Genomic DNA, 19688 nt, shown 5'->3' with positions numbered 1-19688 from the left:
TCTACGGTTGCGCGGGGACACGCCGCACGTTAGGTGAAGATTTCTCGGGGGAGAAATCAAATGAAGCGTATCGCAGCCGTTGTCGGCCTTGTCGCCATGGTCGCAGAACCGGCCCACGCCCAACTCGTCACCCGCACGGCGGTCGGCCCTGCGGTTGCGGGCGGCCAGAACCGGATCGATCTGACGCGGTCCAGCGCGGGATATACCTATTTCAACCGGGCGGGCGCCGATCTGGCGCAGCACGACGACGCGTTGAACGAATGTCTGGTCGAGGCCTCGCGGATGACGCAGCCTGATGACAACAGCGCCGCCGCGGCTGGCGCGGCCGGTGGTCTGCTGGGCATGTTGGTGGTCGGCGTCATCCAAGGCGCGATGAACGGGATGCACGAGCGTAGAGGCGTCGCCGCCAATGTCGAAAACTGCATGGTGGTGAACGGTTGGCGTGTCGTTCGGCTGGACGAGACCGATGGCAAGGCGCTGGATGCGCTGGAGCAGGCGGAACTCCACGCCGCCCTGGCGGACCACGTCGGCGCCGACCAGCCGAAGGGGGAGATCGTTCGCATCTATGACAACGACGCTGTGCGCGGCGACACGGTGCTGATCGGAAAATCGGGCGATCTGGATAAGGCCTCGTTGAGCCTTCAGGCCTTGCCGCCGCAAAGCACCACGCCGCCGGCCGCCCGCAAAGGCCCGCAGGCCCCGCGCACCGCGCGTCCGCCGCGCGCGCTAAAGCCGGAGGACGTCGCCGTGGCGTCCGGGGACGCTCTCGTCACCGTGCGTCTGACCGGCATGGCGGAGCAGGGCGGCCGCACTCTGTTCTTTTCCCGCCAGGGGCCTGCGCCCGATATTCAGCCCTGGGAGCAGGACGGTCGTCCGGCGCTGTTCGCCGTCGCCCTGCCAACGCGCGGCGCTGTTCGCGGCGATCGCACGCGGGCCGTGACCCAGACCTTCTCGGTGCCGCCTGGTCGCTGGCGTCTGAGCGCGGTCAATGTCGGCCAGTACATCACCCATTTCTGCCTGGGGACCTCCGGGTTCGAGGTTCGCGACGGCGAGGCCGTCTATGCGGGAGCGTTTGATCTGTCGGGCGAGCAGTTGCGACCGGACATGACGTTGCGCGACGATCTGTTGGCGCCCACGTCGCCGGCCGCAACGGCAGGCCTGCGTCACCGCGCGGCTGAATGGTCGTATGGCGACAAGGAACAATGTCAGGGCGCATATCTGTACGCGCTGGACCTGACGCCGCCATCCGAGACGGTCGCAGAGGCGGCTGCGCCTCAGGTCACGGGTGCGGATGACCCGGTCGTCGTGGTCGAAACGCCGGCGCCATCAACACTTCAGTGACGCCATTACGGTTTGGTTGACGGGCTGTTAACGACCTGCGCGGCATCCAGTCGGTTCTGGAGCCGCCGATGACCCGCCCCTTCTCTTCTCTTCATGTCGCCGTTCTGATGGGCGGCCTTTCCGCAGAGCGGGAGGTGTCCCTCTCGTCGGGCGAGCAGTGCGCGCAGGCGCTGGAGCGGCAGGGCGTGCGCGTCAGCCGCGTGGATGCCGGGAGGGATCTGGCCAATATGCTGTCCGGCCTGATCAAGCCGGACGTGGTGCTGAATTGCTTGCACGGAGCTTGGGGCGAGGACGGCTGTGTTCAGGGCGTGCTGGAGACCCTGCGGATTCCCTACACGCATTCCGGCGTGCTGGCCTCTGCCCTGGCGATGGACAAGGACAAGTCCAAGGCCGTGCTGCGGGCGGCCGGCATTAAGGTGCCGGGCGGTGGTCTCTACGATCGTCACGAAGTCGCCAGCCGCCACGTCATCGACCCGCCCTATGTGGTCAAGCCGAATGCCGAGGGCTCGTCGGTCGGCGTCTTCCTGGTGCGCGAAGGCGCCAACCGTCCGGTTTCCGAAGTGGGGGAGCCGGGCTGGGCTTACGGCAAGCAGGTCGTCGTCGAGCCCTATATCGCCGGCAAGGAGCTGTGCGTCACCGTGCTGGGCGAACCGGCCGGACCGCGCGCCCTGACGGTCACCGACATCACCCCGACCAAGGGCTTCTATGACTACGAGGCCAAATATGCGCCGGGCGGTTCGGTGCACGTCCTGCCCGCGGTCTTGCCGCCGCACGTGTTCGACAAGGCGCTTCGTCAGGCCGAGGCGGCGCACGTCGCCATGGGGTGCCGCGGCGTGTCGCGATCCGACTTCCGTTATGATGATGTTAAGGACGATCTGGTCCTGTTGGAGGTCAATACCCAGCCCGGCATGACCCCGACTTCGCTCGCGCCCGAGCAGGCCGCCCATACCGGGATGAGCTATGACGATCTGGTTCGGTGGATGGTGGAGGACGCCTCATGCCCGCGGTAGTTCGCGGCGGCCGGCGACAGGGTTCTAATCAGGCTCCACAGCGCGGTTCGGCTTCCAAGGGCGGAGGACGGTCGCGCGGCGGGGCCCAGAACGCGTCCGCCGTTCCCGGCAAGATGGCCGCCATCGGCCGTGTCGATATTTCGCCACGCACCGCCGTGATCGCCCTGGGCGCCGGCGCGCTGCTGCTGGTCGGGGTTCTGGCCACGGGCGCTCGCGCGGAGCGGATCGGCGCCTCGGTTTCGCATGGCCTGGACAGTGTGACGGCCGGTATGGGCCTGACGCTGAAGCGGGTGCACATCACCGGCGCCTCGCCGGAGGCTGAGCCGGCGATCCAGCGCGTGCTGGGCCTGTATTCCGGTCAGCCGATCACCAGCCTGAATCTGGACGCCATCCGCACACGGGTTCAGGGCGTGGGTTGGGTCAAGGAGGCGCGCGTGGTGCGCCTGTTGCCCGACACCCTGATCGTCGAGGTCAAGGAACACGACCGCCTCGCCGTCTGGCAGGAGGCTGGTCAGATCAAGGTCATCGACAACCGGGGCCACGTCATCGACGGCGCCGACGCGCGTCGTTATCCAACCTTGCCGCTCGTCGTAGGCAGAGGCGCCGACGTGGCGGCGGGCGAAATCCTGCCTCTGCTGGCCCAGCGCCCTCGACTGATGGGGATGGTGGACGCCTTGGTGCGCGTGGATGAGCGCCGCTGGGATCTGCGTCTCAAAGACGGCAGCCTGATCCAGCTTCCCGCCACCGAACAGGAGGCGGCTTTGATCCGCCTCGATGCGCTAGACCAGCGCGAACGCCTGCTCGACCTGGGCTTCGCCCGCGTCGATCTCAGAACCCCCGACGAGGTCGCCGTGCGACCCGCCGGCGACGCCTAAGGACCATAGAGACATGACCAAGCAACGCGGCGCGGCGAATGATCACGGTCGGGGCATTGATCCTCGCGCCGGTCGTGCGCCCGTGGTCGCTGCGCTGGACATCGGCCAGTCCAAGGTCTCGTGCTTCATCATGAAGCCGGACGGCGTGCGTCACGCAGACCGCACCATCCGCGTCGCGGGCGCCAGCCACGTCCAGTCCAAGGGCGTCAAGGGCGGGGCGATCATCAACATGGATGAGGCCGCCCAGGCCATCGGTCACGCCGTCGAACGCGCCGAGCGCGCCGCCCAGAGCCCGGTTTCCGGCGTCGTCGTCACCACGGCTATCGGCCAAATGGCCAGCCACCGGGTGCAGGCCCGCGTCTCGCTTGGCGCCAATCCGGTCGGCGACGCCGATCTGGCGCGCGCCATCGGCATGGCTCTGGCCCAGATCCGCCTGCCCAACCGTCGCCCGATCCACGTCCTGCCCATCGCCTGGTCGGTCGACGGCGCGCGGGGCGTGCATGATCCGCGTTCGATGCGGGGCGGCTCGCTGGGGCTTGATCTGTTGGTGGTCTCGATGGCCGAGAACGTGTTCACGACCCTGAGCCACTGCCTGGAGTTGGCGCACCTCGACCTGCAAGGCGTCGCCGCCGCACCCGTCGTCTCGTCCCTGGCCGCGCTGGAAGAAGACGAGATGGACCTGGGCGCCGTCTGCATCGATATGGGCGGCGGCTCGACCAGCGCCGCGGTCTGGGGCGGCCGATCCTTGCTGCATATCGAAAGCCTGAACGTCGGCGGCGACCACGTCACCTCCGATATCGCGCGCGGCCTGTCGACGTCCAAGGCCGGCGCCGAACGGCTCAAGACCCTGCACGGCTCGGCCATGGCCAGCGCCAACGAGGACCGCGAAATGCTGGAGGCCCCTCCGCGCGGCGAGGACGCCTCGGCCGGCCCGGTCATCGTCCCGCGCGCCATGCTGAAGACCGTCATCGCCCCCCGCGTCGAGGAAACCCTCGAACTGCTCCGTGATCGGCTGAAAAACGCGGGCGTGGGCCTGGAGCCCGGCGCGGGCCTCGTTCTGACCGGCGGCGCCAGCCAACTGAACGGCGTGCGCGAGCTGGCCGTGCGAGTCTTCGACCGTCCTGTCCGCCTCGGAAAACCCCAACGGGCGCCACATTTGGCCGACGCCGCCTCCGGCCCCGCCTTCTGCGCTACCGCCGGCGTCCTCCTCCGCGCCGCCTACGGCCCGCGCGAGGCGGTGTCAGCCCGCAAGCTAATGGCGCGGCAAATCACAGCGGCGGATGCGCCTCGCATTCATCGCGGGAACGTGGTGGGACGGGTAGCTGGCTGGCTCCGCGACAATCTGTAGCAAGTTTAAGCAACAGTGTTGTTTGAGTGCCACTTCGGCCTTGTTTCGCCCTGATTGAGACACAAAGCGCTTGCCTCAGCTTTGTGGTTAGGTGACAGAAAGTTCATCAAACTATCGCGATTTGCGCGACACGCAGGGGCAGAAATGATCAAGCGGCATTATCTATTTGGAACGACGGTTTTAGCGGGCCTTCTCGTCGCGTCAGCGCCAGCTTGGGCTCAGACGTCGCCCGCTCAGCAGCCTACGCCTGCGCAGCGTTCCAGTTCTACCCAAGCCGAAGCGGAAGACGAAGCTGAGGCGCAGACGCTGGATGAGGTCGTTGTTACCGGGTCGCGCATTCGTCGCCCTCAGTATGAAGGCACCGTGCCAGGCGCACAGGTCGACCGCGCTCAAATCGAAGAGCGCGGCTTCACTAATGCCATCAGTATTCTGAACGATATCCCGCTAGTTGGACCTCCAGTCTCGTCGATTTCCACCGGCACGGTGCAGCCGGCGAACTTCGGCGCTCAGTATGTTGATCTGCTAGACATCGGCTCAGCGCGTACGCTGACCTTAGTCAACGGCAGGCGTATGGTGTCGAATAACGGCGGCACAATTTTCGTGGCCGGGAACGAGCCGGGTAACCAAGTTGATGCCAGCACGATCCCTGCATCGCTGATCGATCGGGTGGATGTGTTGACGGTCGGTGGCGCTGCGGCTTACGGCTCTGATGCCGTTGCTGGTGTTGTGAACTATATTCTGCGTGACGATTTTGATGGCCTCGAAACGCGTGCTTCGGTTCGTGGATATGAGGATGGTCAGGGCGAAACCTATCAGTTCGGTTTGACGGCGGGGCGCAACTTCCTCAACAATCGACTGAACATTACGTTTGCTGCGGACCTCAATAAATCGGAAGCGCTCTACGCAAAGGACTTCGATTTCCTAGCGCGCAATTCCACGACCTTCACCAACCCGTTCGCAGTACGTAATCCCGATTACGTACTGGGTGTTAGGCCAACCACTGTGCTTGGTCCGATTTTGGCTGCCAACGCTGACGGGTTGCCTCCCGGTGTGTTCGTTAATAGCTTCCGCTCGCACACCGCATTGCCGGGTGGAACTATCTTCCGCGCCAACCCAGCGCGTACGCTACAATCCGGTGCGACCATGCAGGTGTATGAAAGTCCCACCGCAGGTGGAACGTTCAACAGCAACGTATCTCTAGGGTCTCTGGACGCTGCGGCCTATTATTCGGGCCAGTTCTTCCCTAGCCAACCTAACCTCTGCAACGCCGGGGCATTCTCCGCTGCGCAGGCCGCCACCGCTGCTGCCGCCAATCCGCGCATTTGTAACTTTGCGCCTTCGGCCTTGCCGACAGGTGTAACGGCTGCACGCGTGTTCGCCACATACGGCGTGACGCCTCCCGCCGGGGCTACTACCGCAGAGCTCAATCGTCTGGCTCTGGACACGCTGCAAAGCCGGCTGCCCACCGCTCGCGAATACTTCCAGGCCAACCCGAACCTCGACCCCAACCTGTTCATTGGATCCTTCATTCAAGGCTACCCGGGCATCGCGAGTGGCAACCCGTTGCTGCCGATCGTCGCGCAACCGCTACGTTTCGACTCGAACGGCAACGTTGTTCAGTTCTCCGTCGGCGATTTGAGTTCGAACTCGCCCGGCAGCTTCGGCAGCGCTCCAGGATCGTCTAGCGATCTGTTCAACGCGGCTGACCGTAATATTCAGCGTTTCGAGCAAGAGCGTTCCATCTTCAATGTGAATGCTCGTTTCGACATCACGGACAACATCTCATTCTTCACTGAGAACCTCTACTCGGACATCCGTAGCGTGAACGAGATCAACCCACAGAGCTCATTCAACAGCGTCGGATCCGCTGGGATTGAAAACGGGGGCATTATCGCGAGCGTCAACAACCCGTTCCTGACGACACAGAACAGAGCGGATTTGGCGGCGCGCGGCATCACCTCGACCTTCGCCTTGTCGACCGACTTCTATGATATCTTTGGCGGAAACAACGAGGCGCGAAGCAAGTCTGAGACCTTCCGCTCCGTCAACGGCGTCCGTGGCGACTTCTTCACCCACGGCCGGAACTTCAACTGGGAAGTGGCTTATTCCTATGGTGGGTCCGACTTCCGTTACGAAACTAAATTCATCAAGGACGTTGAGTTCTTGCTCGCGATTGATGCCGTCAATGATGGCGGTACAATCCGCTGCCGTAGCCAGACGGCTCTGGGTGCGGGAGTTCTCGGTACTAGCCCTCCCGGTCTGACCAACAACGTGGTCCGTGTACCGTATGCGGTCAACGCCAATCCTGCCGTGCCCGTCGTTGGAGACGTGCCTCAAGATCAGAACTACCAGCCGGTCGTCACGCAGGCTCAGATCGATGGTTGCCAACCGTTGAACCTGTTTGGGGTGGGGCGTTCTTCGCAAGCTGCGCGTGACTATATTCTTGCAGACACCTTCATCACCAATGAAGCGCGCCAAGAATATTGGTCGGCAGTGTTCGGCGGCGAGTTGTTCAAGCTTCCGGCGGGCTGGCTGAGCTTCGCCGTGAACGCTGAAAATCGCAAAGAGTCTTTGGTCTATGGCGGCGACCAACTCGGACAACTGGGCCGGTCGCGTTCTGCTCCGACCGCTTTGACCGACGCCGAGATCAAGACGGAAGAGTACGGCGTGGAGTTGAACATCCCCGTCTTCTCTCCAGACCAAAACCTGCCGTTCCTCTACAATCTGACGATCAACCCGGCATGGCGCTGGGTTAAGCAGACGGGGTCGGCTGCTGCCTTCCGGAACGCCAATGGCACCTTGGTGGAGCCGAAGTATGACGGCGACTATCAAGACATCTATTCCATTGCCGCCACCTACTCACCTGTTCGCGACCTGACTTTCCGGGGCAACATCTCTCGGTCGGTTCGACAGCCGGGTATCGTCGATCTATTCTTGGGCAGCCAACCGGCGTTCCTGAGCAACGGTGTCGATGCGTGCGGCTCGACAAATATTGACTCGGGCCCAAGCCCGGCCACGCGTCGTGCAAACTGCGAAACGTTGGTTCGTCAGCTGAATCCCGTCTCAAACACTTATCAGAGCGGCGTGATCGACCCGACGCTGACCGATGCGGAAAATACGGCTCGCATCCGTAACTTCCTGTCGACCTTCTCTTCCAGCGTGCCCACGTTCCAGACCATCGTCGCAGGCGAACCTGGACTGAAACCCGAAGTCGCCAATAGCTACACTTGGGGCATCGTGGCGCAACCACGCTTCATCCCAGGCTTGAGCTTGTCTGCTGATTACATCAAAATCACCGTCAAGGGTCTGATCTCAAACCTGTTTGCAACGACGGCCAATCAGTTCTGCGTCGACAGTTCTACCTATCCCAACACTCAGCCCCAGACCGGCCTTGATCTTTGCCCTTACGTCATACGTGACAACCAGTTCGCGATCACCAATGGTTCGATCTCTGGTTTCTGGAACCAAGGCGGCATCCGCGTTCAAGCTCTGAACCTGAATGCAGCATACGGCTTCAATGTCAGCGAACTCTTCGGCGACGGCGCTTCTGACTTTGGTCGCATGGGGTTGAGAGCGTCGGCCTATCACCTGATCAAGTATCAGAGCTCGCCCGACGGTGCGTTTGGCGACAACACCACCTACACTCAGGGCACGACAGCACGCCCTGATTGGGAAGTTCAGTTGGGGGCCAACTACTCGCGTGGACCTGTCAGACTGAGTTGGACCGGAAATTGGCAGGACACCACCAAGGTTTATGCTGGTAACGGTACGCTGTTCCCCACGGTGGATCAGGCAACGGTGCGCTTCTATCGCTCGTATTGGATCCACTCCGCGACCGCTGCCTATGACGTTACGGAAGCGGCACGCGTGCAGCTGACAGTTGATAACGTGTTCGACACGATCTACCCATCGGTTCAGTATGAGATTGCCGGCTCGCCGCAAAGCCTGGGTCGTACGATCATGGGGCAGCTGATCTACAAGTTCTGATCAGAACCGCAGTTGATTCCAACTGGAGGCGCCCCCTGGGGCGCCTCTTATGTTTTGCGAGATGTCGCAGGTTTGGGGTGTTCTTCGGTCCGACTCACATTATCGCCGTAACCTTCTCTTAACCTTCATGGGCGCAATCCTTAACGCGCTCATAACCAAAGCGATTCGGCGGGGCGGTCGGTTGGTTTGAAGGGGCGGGTCAGCAGGTCGGAAACAGAAAATGTCGCTCTCATTGGTCAAGCCGCAACACACTGAACTGAAGCCCCGCATCGTCGTGTTCGGCGTCGGCGGCGCTGGCGGCAACGCCGTGAACAACATGATCGACGCCGGCCTTGAAGGGGTCGAGTTCGTCGTGGCCAACACCGACGCGCAGCACCTCAGCTTCGCCAAGACCGATCGCCGCATCCAACTGGGCGAGACCATCACCCAGGGTCTGGGCGCCGGCGCCCACCCCGAAGTCGGCATGAACGCCGCCGAGGAGTCCGCTGACGAAATCCATCAGCACCTGGAAGGTGCGCACATGGTCTTCATCACCTGCGGCATGGGCGGCGGCACCGGCACTGGCGCGGCGCCGGTCATCGCCAAATGCGCGCGTGACCGCGGCATCCTGACCGTCGGCGTCGTGACCAAGCCCTTCACCTTCGAAGGGCGTCACCGCATGCGTCTGGCCGACGCCGGCGTCGCTGAGCTGCAACGCTATGTCGACACCCTGATCGTCATCCCGAACCAGAACCTGTTCCGCGTCGCCAATGAGCGCACGACCTTCGCCGACGCCTTCGGCATGGCCGATCAGGTCCTGCACTCGGGCGTGCGCTCGATCACCGATCTGATGATCCTGCCCGGCCTGATCAACCTGGACTTCGCCGACGTGCGCGCCGTCATGTCCGAGATGGGCAAGGCGATGATGGGCACGGGCGAGGCCACGGGCGACGATCGCGCGCTGCTGGCGGCCCAGAACGCCATCGCCAACCCGCTGCTGGACGAGACCAGCCTGAAGGGCGCCAAGGCCGTGCTGGTGAACATCACCGGCGGTCTGGACATGACCCTGCTGGAAGTCGACGAAGCCGCCAACGCCATCAGCGCGGAAGTGGACGGCGACGCCAACATCATCTTCGGCGCGGCCTTCGACCCGGCCCTGGATGGCAAGATCCGCGTCTCGGTCGTGGCGACCGGAATGGACGAGGGCGAGGTGCGTCGCATCGAACCCATCGCCCCGCCGGCCGCCAGCGCGCCGCTGGCCAGCCATGATGCGCGCCGCTCGGCTGGCGGTCTGTATGGCACGCAAGCCTCGCGCGCCCCGGAACCGACCCGCGACACCTATCGCGAGCCGGTCCGTGCAGAAGCCCCGCGCGCGCCCGAGCCCCGTATCGAGCCGGCGCCGGTCGTGCCGACCTTTCAGGCCCCTGCCGCTCGCGAACCGGAACCGCCGCGCCCCGAGCCGGTGATCCGCGTCGCCGAGCCGCAGCCGCGCACTCTGGACCCCATCGTCGATCCCTGGGTCGAGGAATATGAAACCCGCGCCCCGGCTCCGCGCGTCGCGCCGCAAGGCGATCTCTATGAGCGCGCCGCGCCTGCGGCCCAGCAACCCCAAGCCGACGACGGTTACGACGACCGTGACCACCGCCGCAGCGGCTGGAGCCTGTTTGGTCGCGGCAAGCGCACCCAGCCTCAGCACGACATGTCCTATGCGCCGCAATCGTCGCATCAGGCGCGCTCTTCGGCTCAACCGGTCCAACATCCAGAACCGGAGGCGGGACAGGCCGATGACGACCTGGAAATCCCATCCTTTCTCCGCCGTCTGGCCAACTAAACGTCCCAAATGACGATGAAACGCCCCGGAGCCCGCCTCCGGGGCGTTTCTCGTTCTCGGATGTGTCTCAGACCGAAACAATCCGAAACCGGACTTTGATTTCGCGCTTGCGGCATGACCGCTAGATGAAACCCAGGGCGCAATCCGCACGGCGTGCGGCGCGCAAAGGAAAGAGCGAGTTCAGGTTTGTCGGTCAGAAGCGACCATCACGAACGCACCATCGTCGCCCCGGCCATCATCGCCGGGGTCGGGGTGCACACCGGCCGCCGGGTGCGGCTGGCGGTTCGGCCTGCGCCGTCGGGCACGGGCATCGTCTTCGTGCGCACCGACATCACCGACCGCGACAACCGCATTCCGGTGTCGGGCGAGGCGGTCGTTGACGCGCGCCTGAACACCATGATCGAGAACGGCGCGTGCGTTCGCCTTTCGACGATCGAGCATCTGATGGCCGCCTTCGCCGCGCTGGGCGTGTCGAACGCCGTGGTCGAGGTCGACGGACCGGAGCTGCCGATCCTGGACGGTTCGGCGCTGGAGTTCGTGAAGCTGCTGGACCGGGCCGGTTTCCGACCGCAGCCGACGCCGCAGCGCTACATCGAGATCCTGGAAACGGTTCATGTCGTCGAGGGCGACAAGCATGCGGCCCTGATGCCGTGCGACCGCTACGAGATGCGGTTCGAGATCGACTTCCCGTCGGCCGTGATCGGCAATCAAGTGATCGACTTCGTCGTGGACGAACCGACCTTCCGCAAGGAGATCATGGCCTGCCGCACCTTCGGTTTCGCCCATGAGGTCGAGGCGTTGCGCAAGGCGGGTCTGGCGCGGGGCGGCTCGCTGGAGAACGCCGTAGTCATCGACGGCGACGAGATTTTGAATCCCGGCGACCTGCGCATGGAACGCGAGTTCGTCCGTCACAAGGCGCTGGACGCCATCGGCGACCTGTATGTGCTGGGCGCGCCGCTGCTGGGTCGCTACGAAGGCTACAAGGCTGGTCACGCCCTGAACAACAAGCTGGTCCGCGCCCTATTGGCCGCCCCGCACGCCTGGCGTGAAGTGACCCGCGTGCCGGAGCTGGCGCGCGCGGGCTAAGCCCCGATCACCGCAATCAATCGACCGAAGTCCGGCTCGCCGTGCTGGAAGGCGCGGCGGTTCGAATAGAACCGCTCTGCGTCCGCGCAGGTGTCGTGGCCGGTCCAGACGGCCTGGCCGACCCCCGCCTGCTGCAGCCGCCACAGGACAAAGCCGGGCAGGTCGAACTGGCGTTTGTCGTCGGACTCTCCGGGGTGGAAGAAGCGGTCGCTGCCAGGATCGTGGTGGGTGAAGCGATCTTCGAAATCGACGCCGACCTCATAGCTGGCTGGCGCGATGCAGGGGCCGATGACAGCGACCACCCGCCGAGGCTCGGCGCCCAGGGCCTGCATGGCGGAAACGGCGGAATGGACCACCCCGCCCAGCGCGCCCTTCCAGCCGGCGTGAACGGCGGCGACGATGCGGGTCTCGGGATCGGCCATCAGGATCGGCGCACAGTCGGCGGTCAAAACTGAACACAGCAGACCGGGCTCGGCCGAGACGACGGCGTCGCCCTCCGGCCGGTCGCCATGCCAGGGACCTTCGGCCACACGCGCCACGGCGGAATGGATCTGGTAGCAGCCGTTCAGATGATTGGCGTCGGCATTGAAATGGGCCGCGACGCGCCGGCGGTTTTCGCCGACGGCGGCCGGTTCGTCCTTGGAGCCGACGCCAGCGTTCAATCCTTCATAGATGCCGGTCGAGACGCCGCCCGCACGGGTGAAGAAGCCGTGGGCGATGCCGGCGGCGGTCAGAAGCGGGTGGGTGATGGGGGCCAGGTCGCTCATGCCCCCACCTATATCAGGCGTCCCAGCCGGGCACGACCAGGGATCGGGGGGCGAAGATGGCGGCGGCCTTGAACAGGGTTCCCATCTGGTCGTCGCCGGTCAGCCGATCCAGCTGGCGCGCAATGACGCCGGAAGCGGCGGGCCGGCCGGCTTTCAGCGCCTCGGCGCGGGCCTCGATGCCCAGCCGGCGCAGGAAATCGCCTTGGGGCAGGCTGCCGGTGACGTCGGCGCCGGTTCGCACTGCGGCTTCCAGCACCAGTGGGAAATCGGCCCATTGGGTCAGGTCGGCTTCGCCGGGCGTGGCGAGGGGATTGACCTTCTGGTGACGACGCAAGGCCTGGAGCGTGTCGCCAGCCTCGGGGCGGGCACGGCCGTAGTCGATCAGCAGGGCGGCGCCCGAGGCGGCCTTCATCAACAGGCCCAGGTCGCGGCCGAAGATCGCCTGCTGCTCCGAAATCTCCAAGATGCCGCCCGGCGCGACGTCGAAGTCCGGCTTCTGGAAGCCGCCGGAGATGGCGGTGAGGCCGAAGATCAGATCGTTGTCGTGGGTGACCCCGATGCGCCGCTCGGCCCAGCCGCCTTCGGTGCGGACGAACTGGCGCGCGGGCATGCAGTCGAGCACTTCGTTGGCGATCAGGATGACGGGGGCGTCGGTCTCGATCCGCGTCAGGTCGCGCACCCAGCGCGGCGACAGGTCGGCGCCGGCCAAGGCCTTGGCCTGAAGATCGCGCAAGGGGGCGCTGGGCTCGATCAGGATCAGGTCGCAAGCTTCGAGGAAACCTGGGACCAGGCGGGCGGCGCGCAAGGCGTCGCTCATCAATGTGCCGTCGCCGGGCCCGACCTCGACCAGGCGGAACCGCTCGGGCGCGCCCAGCCGGTTCCAGGTTTCGACCGCCCACAGGCCGATCAGTTCGCCGAACATCTGGCTGACCAGGGGGGCGGTGATGAAGTCGCCGCGCGCGCCCAAATCCGGACGCGACGCATAGTAGCCGCCCTTGGGATCGTGCAGGCAGCGGGTCACGTAGTCGGCGACCGTCATCGGGCCGGTCAGGGCGATTTCGCGCGCCAGACGGGCCTTGAGGGTTTCGGCCTCGCTCATGCCTTAGCGGCAGCCGGCGGACGCTTCCACGCGCGCCAGATCAGCCAGGCGCCGACCAGGATCATCGGGATCGACAGCATCATTCCCATGGTCAGGCCGAACGGGAAATCTGGCATGCCGATATCCGGCTCGCGCACATTCTCCAGCGCCGCACGGCAGACGCCATAACCGACCAGGAACAGGCCGGTGATATAGCCGGGCTTCTTCAGCAGCCCGAACTTCCAGATCGCGATGGACAGGACGGAGAAGAGGACGATCCCCTCAAGACCCGCTTCATAGAGCTGGCTGGGGTGGCGCGGCGCATCGCCTGCGGGGCAGAAGCCGTACATCTGTTCGATGCGGGCGTTGCAGAAGCGCACGGCCCAGGGGACGGTCGTCTCCCGGCCCCACAGCTCGCCGTTGATGAAGTTGGCCAGGCGACCGAACATCAGGCCGATCGGCACGACGGGTGCGACCAGATCGCCGAGGCGCAGCATGTCGATCTTCTGCGACCGGGCATAGAGGACGATGGCCAGGCAGACGCCCAGGAAGCCGCCGTGGAAGCTCATGCCGCCGGTCCACAGCTGGAACAGTTCAAACCGCTCGCCCAGCGTCTGGCCGGTGAACAGCTGGCCGTACATGGCCGGCTTGTAGAAGAGGGCGTAGCCCAAGCGGCCGCCCAAGATGATGCCCAGCACGATCCACAGCACCAAGTCGTCCAGTTGCGTCGTGGTGACAGGCGGCTTGCCGGGCGCCCACAGCCGCTGGGTCTTGGCCAGGCGCGCGGCGTACCACCAGCCCAGCACGATGCCGGCGACATAGGCCAGGGCGTACCAGCGGATCGGAAGCGGTCCGAGGTGGATCAGGACCGGATCGAATTCGGGAAAGGGCAAGGGGCGTTCCTGTGCGGGACTGTCTTTGACAGCGGTTTAGCAAGCGTCGCCGCCGTCGTCGCCTGCGAAGACGCATCACGACGCCTTGATGGCGCCCGCGAAGCAGCAGAAAGAAAGGTTTCGTTCACCATAGTCGGTGAACCTTCGTTAACGACGTTGAGGTCGGAGCCGCCATGCAGACCCGCAATCCCATTCTGGACGAGTTCGCCAAGCTGACGACCGGCGCCATGGGCCTGGCCCAGGCCGCAGGCGAAGAGGCCAAGACCGCCTGGCGCGCCCAGGCCGACCGGATCGCCGCCGAAATGGACCTGGTCCGTCGCGACGAGTTTGATGTTCTGAAGGACGAGATCGCCGTTCTGCGGGCCGAGATCGCAGAGCTGAAGGCCGCCCAAAAGCCGGCTGCAAAGCCCGCGAAGGGAACGTCCACAGATGGAACTCAACCCGGGGACGCAGCCGGTTGAGCCGAATCTGCGAACAGGCTTACCGTTCTGTTAACGCCCGCGATTCTCGCGGACGCAGCGTGAAAGACACTTGATGGACATCGCCCGGCCCGAGGAAGTGGACGTGCCCTTCGACCCGCTTGAGGTCGTCGAGCATGTGCTCACGGCCGAGAATCTTCCGTTCGACCGCACCGACGACGGCGACCTCGCCTTTGCTCTGGCCGGGGACTGGAAGGACTATGAGCTGTGGTTCGCCTGGCGTCCCGAGGGCGACTGTCTTCAGCTGTGCTGCGCGCTGGATTTGAAGGTGGCCAAAAGCCGCAAGACGGCGGCCTATGAACTGGTCGGCCTGATCAACCAGCGCACCTGGATGGGTCATTTCGAAGTCTGGGCCGAGGACGGCGAGATCGTCTTCCGCCATTCGCTGGCCCTGCCGATGGGCGAGCGCCCGACCCTGGCCCAGGCAGCCTCGATGATCGACGCGGCCATCGAGGCTTCGGATCGCTACTATCCCGCCTTCGACTTCATGGTGCGCGGGAACAAGAAGCCGCAGGAGGCGATCGACGCCTGCCTGTTCGAGACCGTCGGCACCGCCTGATGCCAAGCGCGGCATCTGTGCCGGGTCCCGTTGTTCTGGTCGGCTGCGGCCGGCTGGGCTCCGCCATTCTGGAAGGCTGGCTGCTGACCGAGACGGTGGCGGCGTCCGACCTGATCATTCTCACCCCCTCGGAAAAGCCGGCGGCCGAGACGGCACGGGCCAAGGGTGCGCGGATCAATCCGCCGCTGGAGGTCCTGACCGAGGCGGCGGTGATCGTGTTGACGGTGAAACCGGCCATGTGGCGTGAAGTGATGGCTCCGCTGGCGCCGTTCCTGAATGACCGAGCCGTCATCCTGTCGGTCATGGCGGGCGTGACGGCGCCGACCCTAGCGGAAGGCGTAGGAGGCTGGCCCATCGTACGGGTAATGCCGACGACCGGCGTGTCGCGCGGGCGCGGCGTGGCCTCTGTCTGGTCGGCGGACCCGCGAGCCGAGGACGTCGGGCGGGTGTTGTTCGAGCCGATGGCCGAGACGGTCGTGCTGGCCGACGAGGCGCTGATGGATGCGGCGACGGCGGTGGCCGGGTCGGGCGCGGCCTATTTCTACGCCTTTACCGAAGCGCTGGCCCGGGCCGGGGAGGCTGCGGGTCTGGATGCGGCGACGGCGGATGTGCTGGCGCGCGCGACCCTGAGGTCCGCAGCCGACTCCATGGGTGACGACGCGCTGGAAGCCCTGATCGGGCGCATCGCCTCGCCCGGCGGCTCAACCCGCGCCGGGCTTGACGCCATGGCGAAGGACGGCCGCCTGACGGCCATGCTGGACGAGACGGTCGCGGCGGCGGTCAGACGCAACCGCGAGATGGGCTAGAAGCGTCCGCGCTCGATCTGATCGCCGAAGCGCTCGAACGCGCGGTTGGCGTCACGCCAGACGCTGTAGCCCCAGACGTCGTTGATGCTGGGTGTGAAATAAGAAAAGTCCACGGGCCGCGTCACGCCGTCCGCCATGACGATCTCGCCCTTGATCGTCGCGCCGCCGACGGACACGCTGCGGATCGGGTCGAGGCCAGGCGTCTGACGGACCTGTTCGAACGTCGGCCGGTTCGGCTTCAGATCGACCAGCACCAGATTGGCAGTCGCGCCCGGATAACGCTGGGCCAAGGCCTTGCCGACCTCAGCCTGAAGGCCGGCGATCTGTTCGTTGACCTCGCGGTCGCCGAGCTTTTCGACCTCGCGCTGAAGTTGCGGCCCGACCGTGACGTTCACCGTCGGCGCTTGAGCCTGAGCCATGGCGGCGACGGCGAGGGTCGCGGCCAGCGGTGCAAAGAATGCGAGTTTACGCATGGAAATCATCTCCAAGCCCTGTCGCCCTCAAGATGACCCTTGCAGCGTCGTTTCGCCAGACCCTGCTGACGAAAGCTTTAAAGCCTTAGGCGGGCTCGACGACGGTGACCGCGCCGGGGATGCGGATCGTCGCTTTCAATCCGCCCAGTTCGCTGCGATCCAGGGTGACGTCGCCGCCATGGCCGCGCGCCACATCGCGCGCGATGGCCAGGCCCAGACCGACGCCCTTACGGTTCTGGTTGCGGGACTCGTCCAGGCGCGAGAAGGGCCGGAAGGCCTCGTCATACATGGCTTCGGGAATGCCTGGTCCGTCGTCCTCGACGATGATCTCTAGCCCGCCTGACGCCAGGGCGCGGCCCGACAGCCGCACGTGCTCGCCGTGCGAGGCGGCGTTGCCGGCAAGGTTCACCAGGGCGCGCTTGAAGGCGAGGGGGCGAACCGAGGCGGTCAGGCCCTCTGCGACCACCACCTCGACCTCGGCGCCGGCGCGTTTCGCATCCTCTCCGGCCGCCTTCAGCAGGTCGGAGATCGAGACAGGCTTCGGCGGTTCGCCCGCTTCGCCACGGGCGAAGTCGAGGTATTCGTCGATCATATGCTCCATCTCGTCCAGGTCGCCCCGCATGGCCGACTGGCGCTTGAACGGTGGAGCCAGAGCGAGTTCGAGGCGCAGACGGGTCAGGGGCGTGCGCAGGTCGTGGCTGACCGAGGCGAGCAGGGCGGTGCGCTGATCGATGTGGCGCTGAATCCGATCTCGCATGGCCATGAAGGCGACGGCGGCGGCGCGGACCTCACGCGCGCCGTGCGGCTTGAACCGGGGCACGGTCTCGCCACGCCCGAAGGCTTCGGCCGCGTCGGCCAGACGCTCGATGGCGCGGACCTGATTGCGGATGAACAGGATGGCGACCCCCATCAGCAGGACGGTCGCCACCGCCAGCCACAGGACGAAGATGTGAGCCTGCGTGGCCACCGCGCGCTCGCGCGGAGCGATGATGCGCAGCACCCCTTGCGGCTCCTGCACCTGGATGTCGACGTAGGCGGGATAGCGGGTGGTGTCGAACCAGTAGGGGCGGTCCAGACGCGCATCCAGGGCCTTGTCCAGCACACGGTCCACCACGCCGATGGCACCGCGGCGTTCTTCCGTCGGAAGGGTGCGCCCGTCCTGAAGCACGATGGACAGGGACATGGACCGTTCGGCGCGATTGGCCAGCTTGTCCAGGTTCGCCGGGCTGGGGTCGTCCTCATAGCTTTCGACGGCCCAGGCGATGTCGCCGGCCAGGCCTTCGGACAGGCGCGCGGTCACCGTCTGCCAGTGGGCGTCGAAGAACACCCAGGTCACCGCCATCTGCATCACCAGCACCGGTAGGACGATGATCAGCAGCGATCGGCCCCACAGCGAGGTCGGCAGGCGCCGCTTCAGAAATCGCGGCCACAGATAGGCGGGCAGAAGCCGCATCGGCTCAGTCTGGAGCCAGCATATAGCCGACACCGCGCACCGTCTGGAGATAGCGCGGGTTCTTGGGATCGACCTCCAGCTTGCGGCGCAAGCGGGTGACCTGGACGTCCACGGCGCGGCCGGTGATGTCGGCGGTGTCGGGCGACAGGCTCATCCGCTCGACCGGGGCATGGGCGTGGAGCGCCAGGGTCTTGAGCAACTGGGCCTCGGCTTCGGTCAGGCGCTGGGGCGCGCCGTCACGGCTCAGCTCCAGCCGTTCCATGTCGAAGACGGCGGTGCCCAGCTTGATCTCCTTGGGACCGATGGGCTTGCCGCCGGTGCGACGCAGGATGGCGTCGATGCGGAGCACCAGTTCGCGCGGTTCGAAGGGCTTGGACATGTAGTCGTCGGCGCCGCGCGACAGGCCCTCGATGCGGTCCTCGGGATCGCCGCGCGCCGTCAGCAGCAGGACCGGCGTCTTGGACAATTCGGCCTTGTTGCGGACCCAGCTGGTCAGGTCCAGGCCGCTTTCGCCCGGCATCATGACGTCCAGCACGACCAGATCGAACTCGATCAGCTCCATCATCCGCTTGGCGGCGGCCGCGTGCGCGGCGCCCGTCACGCGGTAGCCTTCGCGCGCCAGGAATTCCTTCAGCAGTTCGCGGATCCGATCGTCGTCGTCGACAATCAGCAGATGGCGACCGACTCCGGGGCCGGCGATGGGGCCTGAGCGGCCATGCGAACGCGATTCCGTCATGCTCATGCGACGTTTCCCCCGCTTGCGGCGTTGACCTGAGCGATTCGTGCGGCTCTAAGACCGTCAGTTTCGCGGGAGACGTATTTCAATGGCCTTCGTTCCTTTCGACGATCGTGACGGCTTCATCTGGGTGAATGGCGATTTCGTCCCCTGGAGGGAAGCGAAAACGCACGTTCTGACCCATGCCCTTCACTATGGCTCGTCGGTCTTTGAGGGTGAGCGTATGTACGGCGGCGAAATCTTCAAGCTGACGCAACATTCCGAGCGCCTGAAGCGGTCCGCCAACCTGCTCGATTTCGAGATACCCTACAGCGTCGCTGAAATCGACGCCTTCTGTAAGGAAACCTGCGCCAAGAACGGTCTGACGGACTGCTATGTGCGTCCCGTCGCCTACCTCGGCCCGGAACAGACCAGCGTTTCGGCCCTGAACAACAAGGTCCATCTGGCGATCGCCGTGTGGGACTGGCCCAGCTATTTCGACCCCGAGGTCAAGGCGCGCGGCCTGCGTCTGGAATGGTCCAAGTGGCGTCGTCCCGATCCGGCGACGGCCCCGACGACGGCCAAGGCGGCGGGTCTGTACATGATCTGCACCATGTCCAAGAACGCCGCCGAGCGCCGCGGTTTCGCCGACGCCCTGATGCTGGACTGGCGCGGCTATGTCGCCGAGGCGACCGGCGCCAACGTCTTCTTCGTCAAGGACGGCGTCATCCACACGCCGAACGTCGAGCACATTCTGGACGGCATCACCCGCCAGACCGTGATCGAAATCGCTCGGGAGAAGGGCATCGAGGTCGTGGTGCGAGAGATCAAGCCGGAAGAGCTGTCGGACTTCACCGAATGCTTCCTGACCGGCACGGCCGTCGAGGTGACCCCGGTCGCCGAGGTGGGCGAATACCGCTTCACCCCCGGAGCCCTGTCGCTGGACCTGATGGATCACTACGGCAAGCTGGTGCGCGGCCAGCTGTAAGTCGGGGCGCGATGACAGGA

Annotated in this window: 17 protein-coding genes; 11 read left to right on the top strand and 6 right to left on the bottom strand. The window is 65.2% G+C overall.

The window, feature by feature from the left end; genetic code table 11:
- Positions 1-60: 60 nt before the first annotated feature.
- The 7 genes from Q9R14_RS08960 to lpxC all read left to right on the top strand — a co-directional run bounded on the left by Q9R14_RS08960 (position 61) and on the right by lpxC (position 11457).
- Positions 61-1341, top strand: a complete 1281-nt coding sequence (locus Q9R14_RS08960; RefSeq protein ID WP_306002110.1) for a hypothetical protein — start codon at positions 61-63, stop codon at positions 1339-1341.
- A gap of 68 nt (positions 1342-1409) precedes the next feature.
- A complete protein-coding gene (locus Q9R14_RS08955; protein WP_306002109.1) occupies positions 1410-2351 on the top strand; it encodes a D-alanine--D-alanine ligase in 942 nt (313 codons plus the stop codon).
- Positions 2339-3226: a cell division protein FtsQ/DivIB gene (locus tag Q9R14_RS08950; protein WP_306002108.1), complete on the top strand. Its 888-nt coding sequence runs from the start codon at positions 2339-2341 to the stop codon at positions 3224-3226. Before Q9R14_RS08955 ends, Q9R14_RS08950 begins: the two co-directional genes overlap by 13 nt.
- A gap of 13 nt (positions 3227-3239) precedes the next feature.
- Positions 3240-4574: a cell division protein FtsA gene (gene ftsA, locus Q9R14_RS08945; RefSeq protein WP_306002107.1), complete on the top strand. Its 1335-nt coding sequence runs from the start codon at positions 3240-3242 to the stop codon at positions 4572-4574.
- Between the two features lie 144 nt (positions 4575-4718).
- Positions 4719-8561 carry a TonB-dependent receptor domain-containing protein gene (locus Q9R14_RS08940; protein ID WP_306002106.1) on the top strand — a complete coding sequence of 1281 codons (3843 nt, stop codon included), beginning with the start codon at positions 4719-4721 and terminating at the stop codon, positions 8559-8561.
- Between the two features lie 220 nt (positions 8562-8781).
- Positions 8782-10371, top strand: a complete 1590-nt coding sequence (gene ftsZ / locus Q9R14_RS08935) for a cell division protein FtsZ (protein ID WP_306002105.1) — start codon at positions 8782-8784, stop codon at positions 10369-10371.
- A 186-nt stretch (positions 10372-10557) separates the two neighbouring features.
- On the top strand, positions 10558-11457 hold the full coding sequence (gene lpxC / locus Q9R14_RS08930; protein ID WP_306002104.1) for a UDP-3-O-acyl-N-acetylglucosamine deacetylase: 900 nt from the start codon (positions 10558-10560) through the stop codon (positions 11455-11457).
- On the opposite strand, the gene pgeF is transcribed toward lpxC, so the two are convergent.
- The 3 genes from pgeF to lgt are packed head-to-tail and all read right to left on the bottom strand — an operon-like array spanning position 11454 to position 14195.
- Complete coding sequence (pgeF, locus tag Q9R14_RS08925) at positions 11454-12224, bottom strand: peptidoglycan editing factor PgeF (RefSeq protein WP_306002103.1); 771 nt, start codon at positions 12222-12224, stop codon at positions 11454-11456. The genes lpxC and pgeF overlap by 4 nt on opposite strands.
- A 13-nt stretch (positions 12225-12237) precedes the next feature.
- Entirely contained in the window at positions 12238-13323 is a 1086-nt protein-coding gene (locus Q9R14_RS08920) for a class I SAM-dependent methyltransferase (RefSeq protein WP_306002102.1), read from the bottom strand.
- Positions 13320-14195, bottom strand: a complete 876-nt coding sequence (lgt, locus tag Q9R14_RS08915) for a prolipoprotein diacylglyceryl transferase (RefSeq protein WP_306002101.1) — start codon at positions 14193-14195, stop codon at positions 13320-13322. The genes Q9R14_RS08920 and lgt overlap by 4 nt, the downstream gene beginning before the upstream one ends.
- Before the next feature lie 173 nt (positions 14196-14368).
- Here lgt and Q9R14_RS08910 point away from each other — a divergent pair, with 173 nt between their 5' ends.
- From Q9R14_RS08910 to Q9R14_RS08900, 3 genes are all read left to right on the top strand, one after another.
- Complete coding sequence (locus tag Q9R14_RS08910; RefSeq protein WP_306002100.1) at positions 14369-14656, top strand: accessory factor UbiK family protein; 288 nt, start codon at positions 14369-14371, stop codon at positions 14654-14656.
- 73 nt (positions 14657-14729) lie between these two features.
- Positions 14730-15233: a YbjN domain-containing protein gene (locus Q9R14_RS08905; RefSeq protein ID WP_017504503.1), complete on the top strand. Its 504-nt coding sequence runs from the start codon at positions 14730-14732 to the stop codon at positions 15231-15233.
- A 17-nt stretch (positions 15234-15250) separates the two neighbouring features.
- A complete protein-coding gene (locus tag Q9R14_RS08900) occupies positions 15251-16039 on the top strand; it encodes a pyrroline-5-carboxylate reductase (RefSeq protein ID WP_306002099.1) in 789 nt (262 codons plus the stop codon).
- Here Q9R14_RS08900 and Q9R14_RS08895 read toward each other — a convergent pair.
- From Q9R14_RS08895 to Q9R14_RS08885, 3 genes are all read right to left on the bottom strand, one after another.
- Positions 16036-16512: a hypothetical protein gene (locus tag Q9R14_RS08895; protein WP_306002098.1), complete on the bottom strand. Its 477-nt coding sequence runs from the start codon at positions 16510-16512 to the stop codon at positions 16036-16038. The genes Q9R14_RS08900 and Q9R14_RS08895 overlap by 4 nt on opposite strands.
- A gap of 85 nt (positions 16513-16597) precedes the next feature.
- Complete coding sequence (locus Q9R14_RS08890) at positions 16598-17965, bottom strand: ATP-binding protein (protein ID WP_306002097.1); 1368 nt, start codon at positions 17963-17965, stop codon at positions 16598-16600.
- A 4-nt stretch (positions 17966-17969) separates the two neighbouring features.
- A complete protein-coding gene (locus tag Q9R14_RS08885) occupies positions 17970-18701 on the bottom strand; it encodes a response regulator (protein WP_369814635.1) in 732 nt (243 codons plus the stop codon).
- Positions 18702-18789: 88 nt separating this feature from the next.
- Here Q9R14_RS08885 and Q9R14_RS08880 point away from each other — a divergent pair, with 88 nt between their 5' ends.
- Positions 18790-19668, top strand: coding sequence for a branched-chain amino acid aminotransferase (locus tag Q9R14_RS08880; RefSeq protein ID WP_045810405.1), 879 nt, complete (start codon positions 18790-18792; stop codon positions 19666-19668).
- The last annotated feature ends 20 nt before the right edge of the window (positions 19669-19688 follow it).

It is taken from the genome of Brevundimonas sp. C43, from assembly GCF_030732185.1.
Lineage (GTDB): Bacteria > Pseudomonadota > Alphaproteobacteria > Caulobacterales > Caulobacteraceae > Brevundimonas > Brevundimonas diminuta_C.
This window is presented reverse-complemented; position numbering and strand designations above follow the sequence as displayed.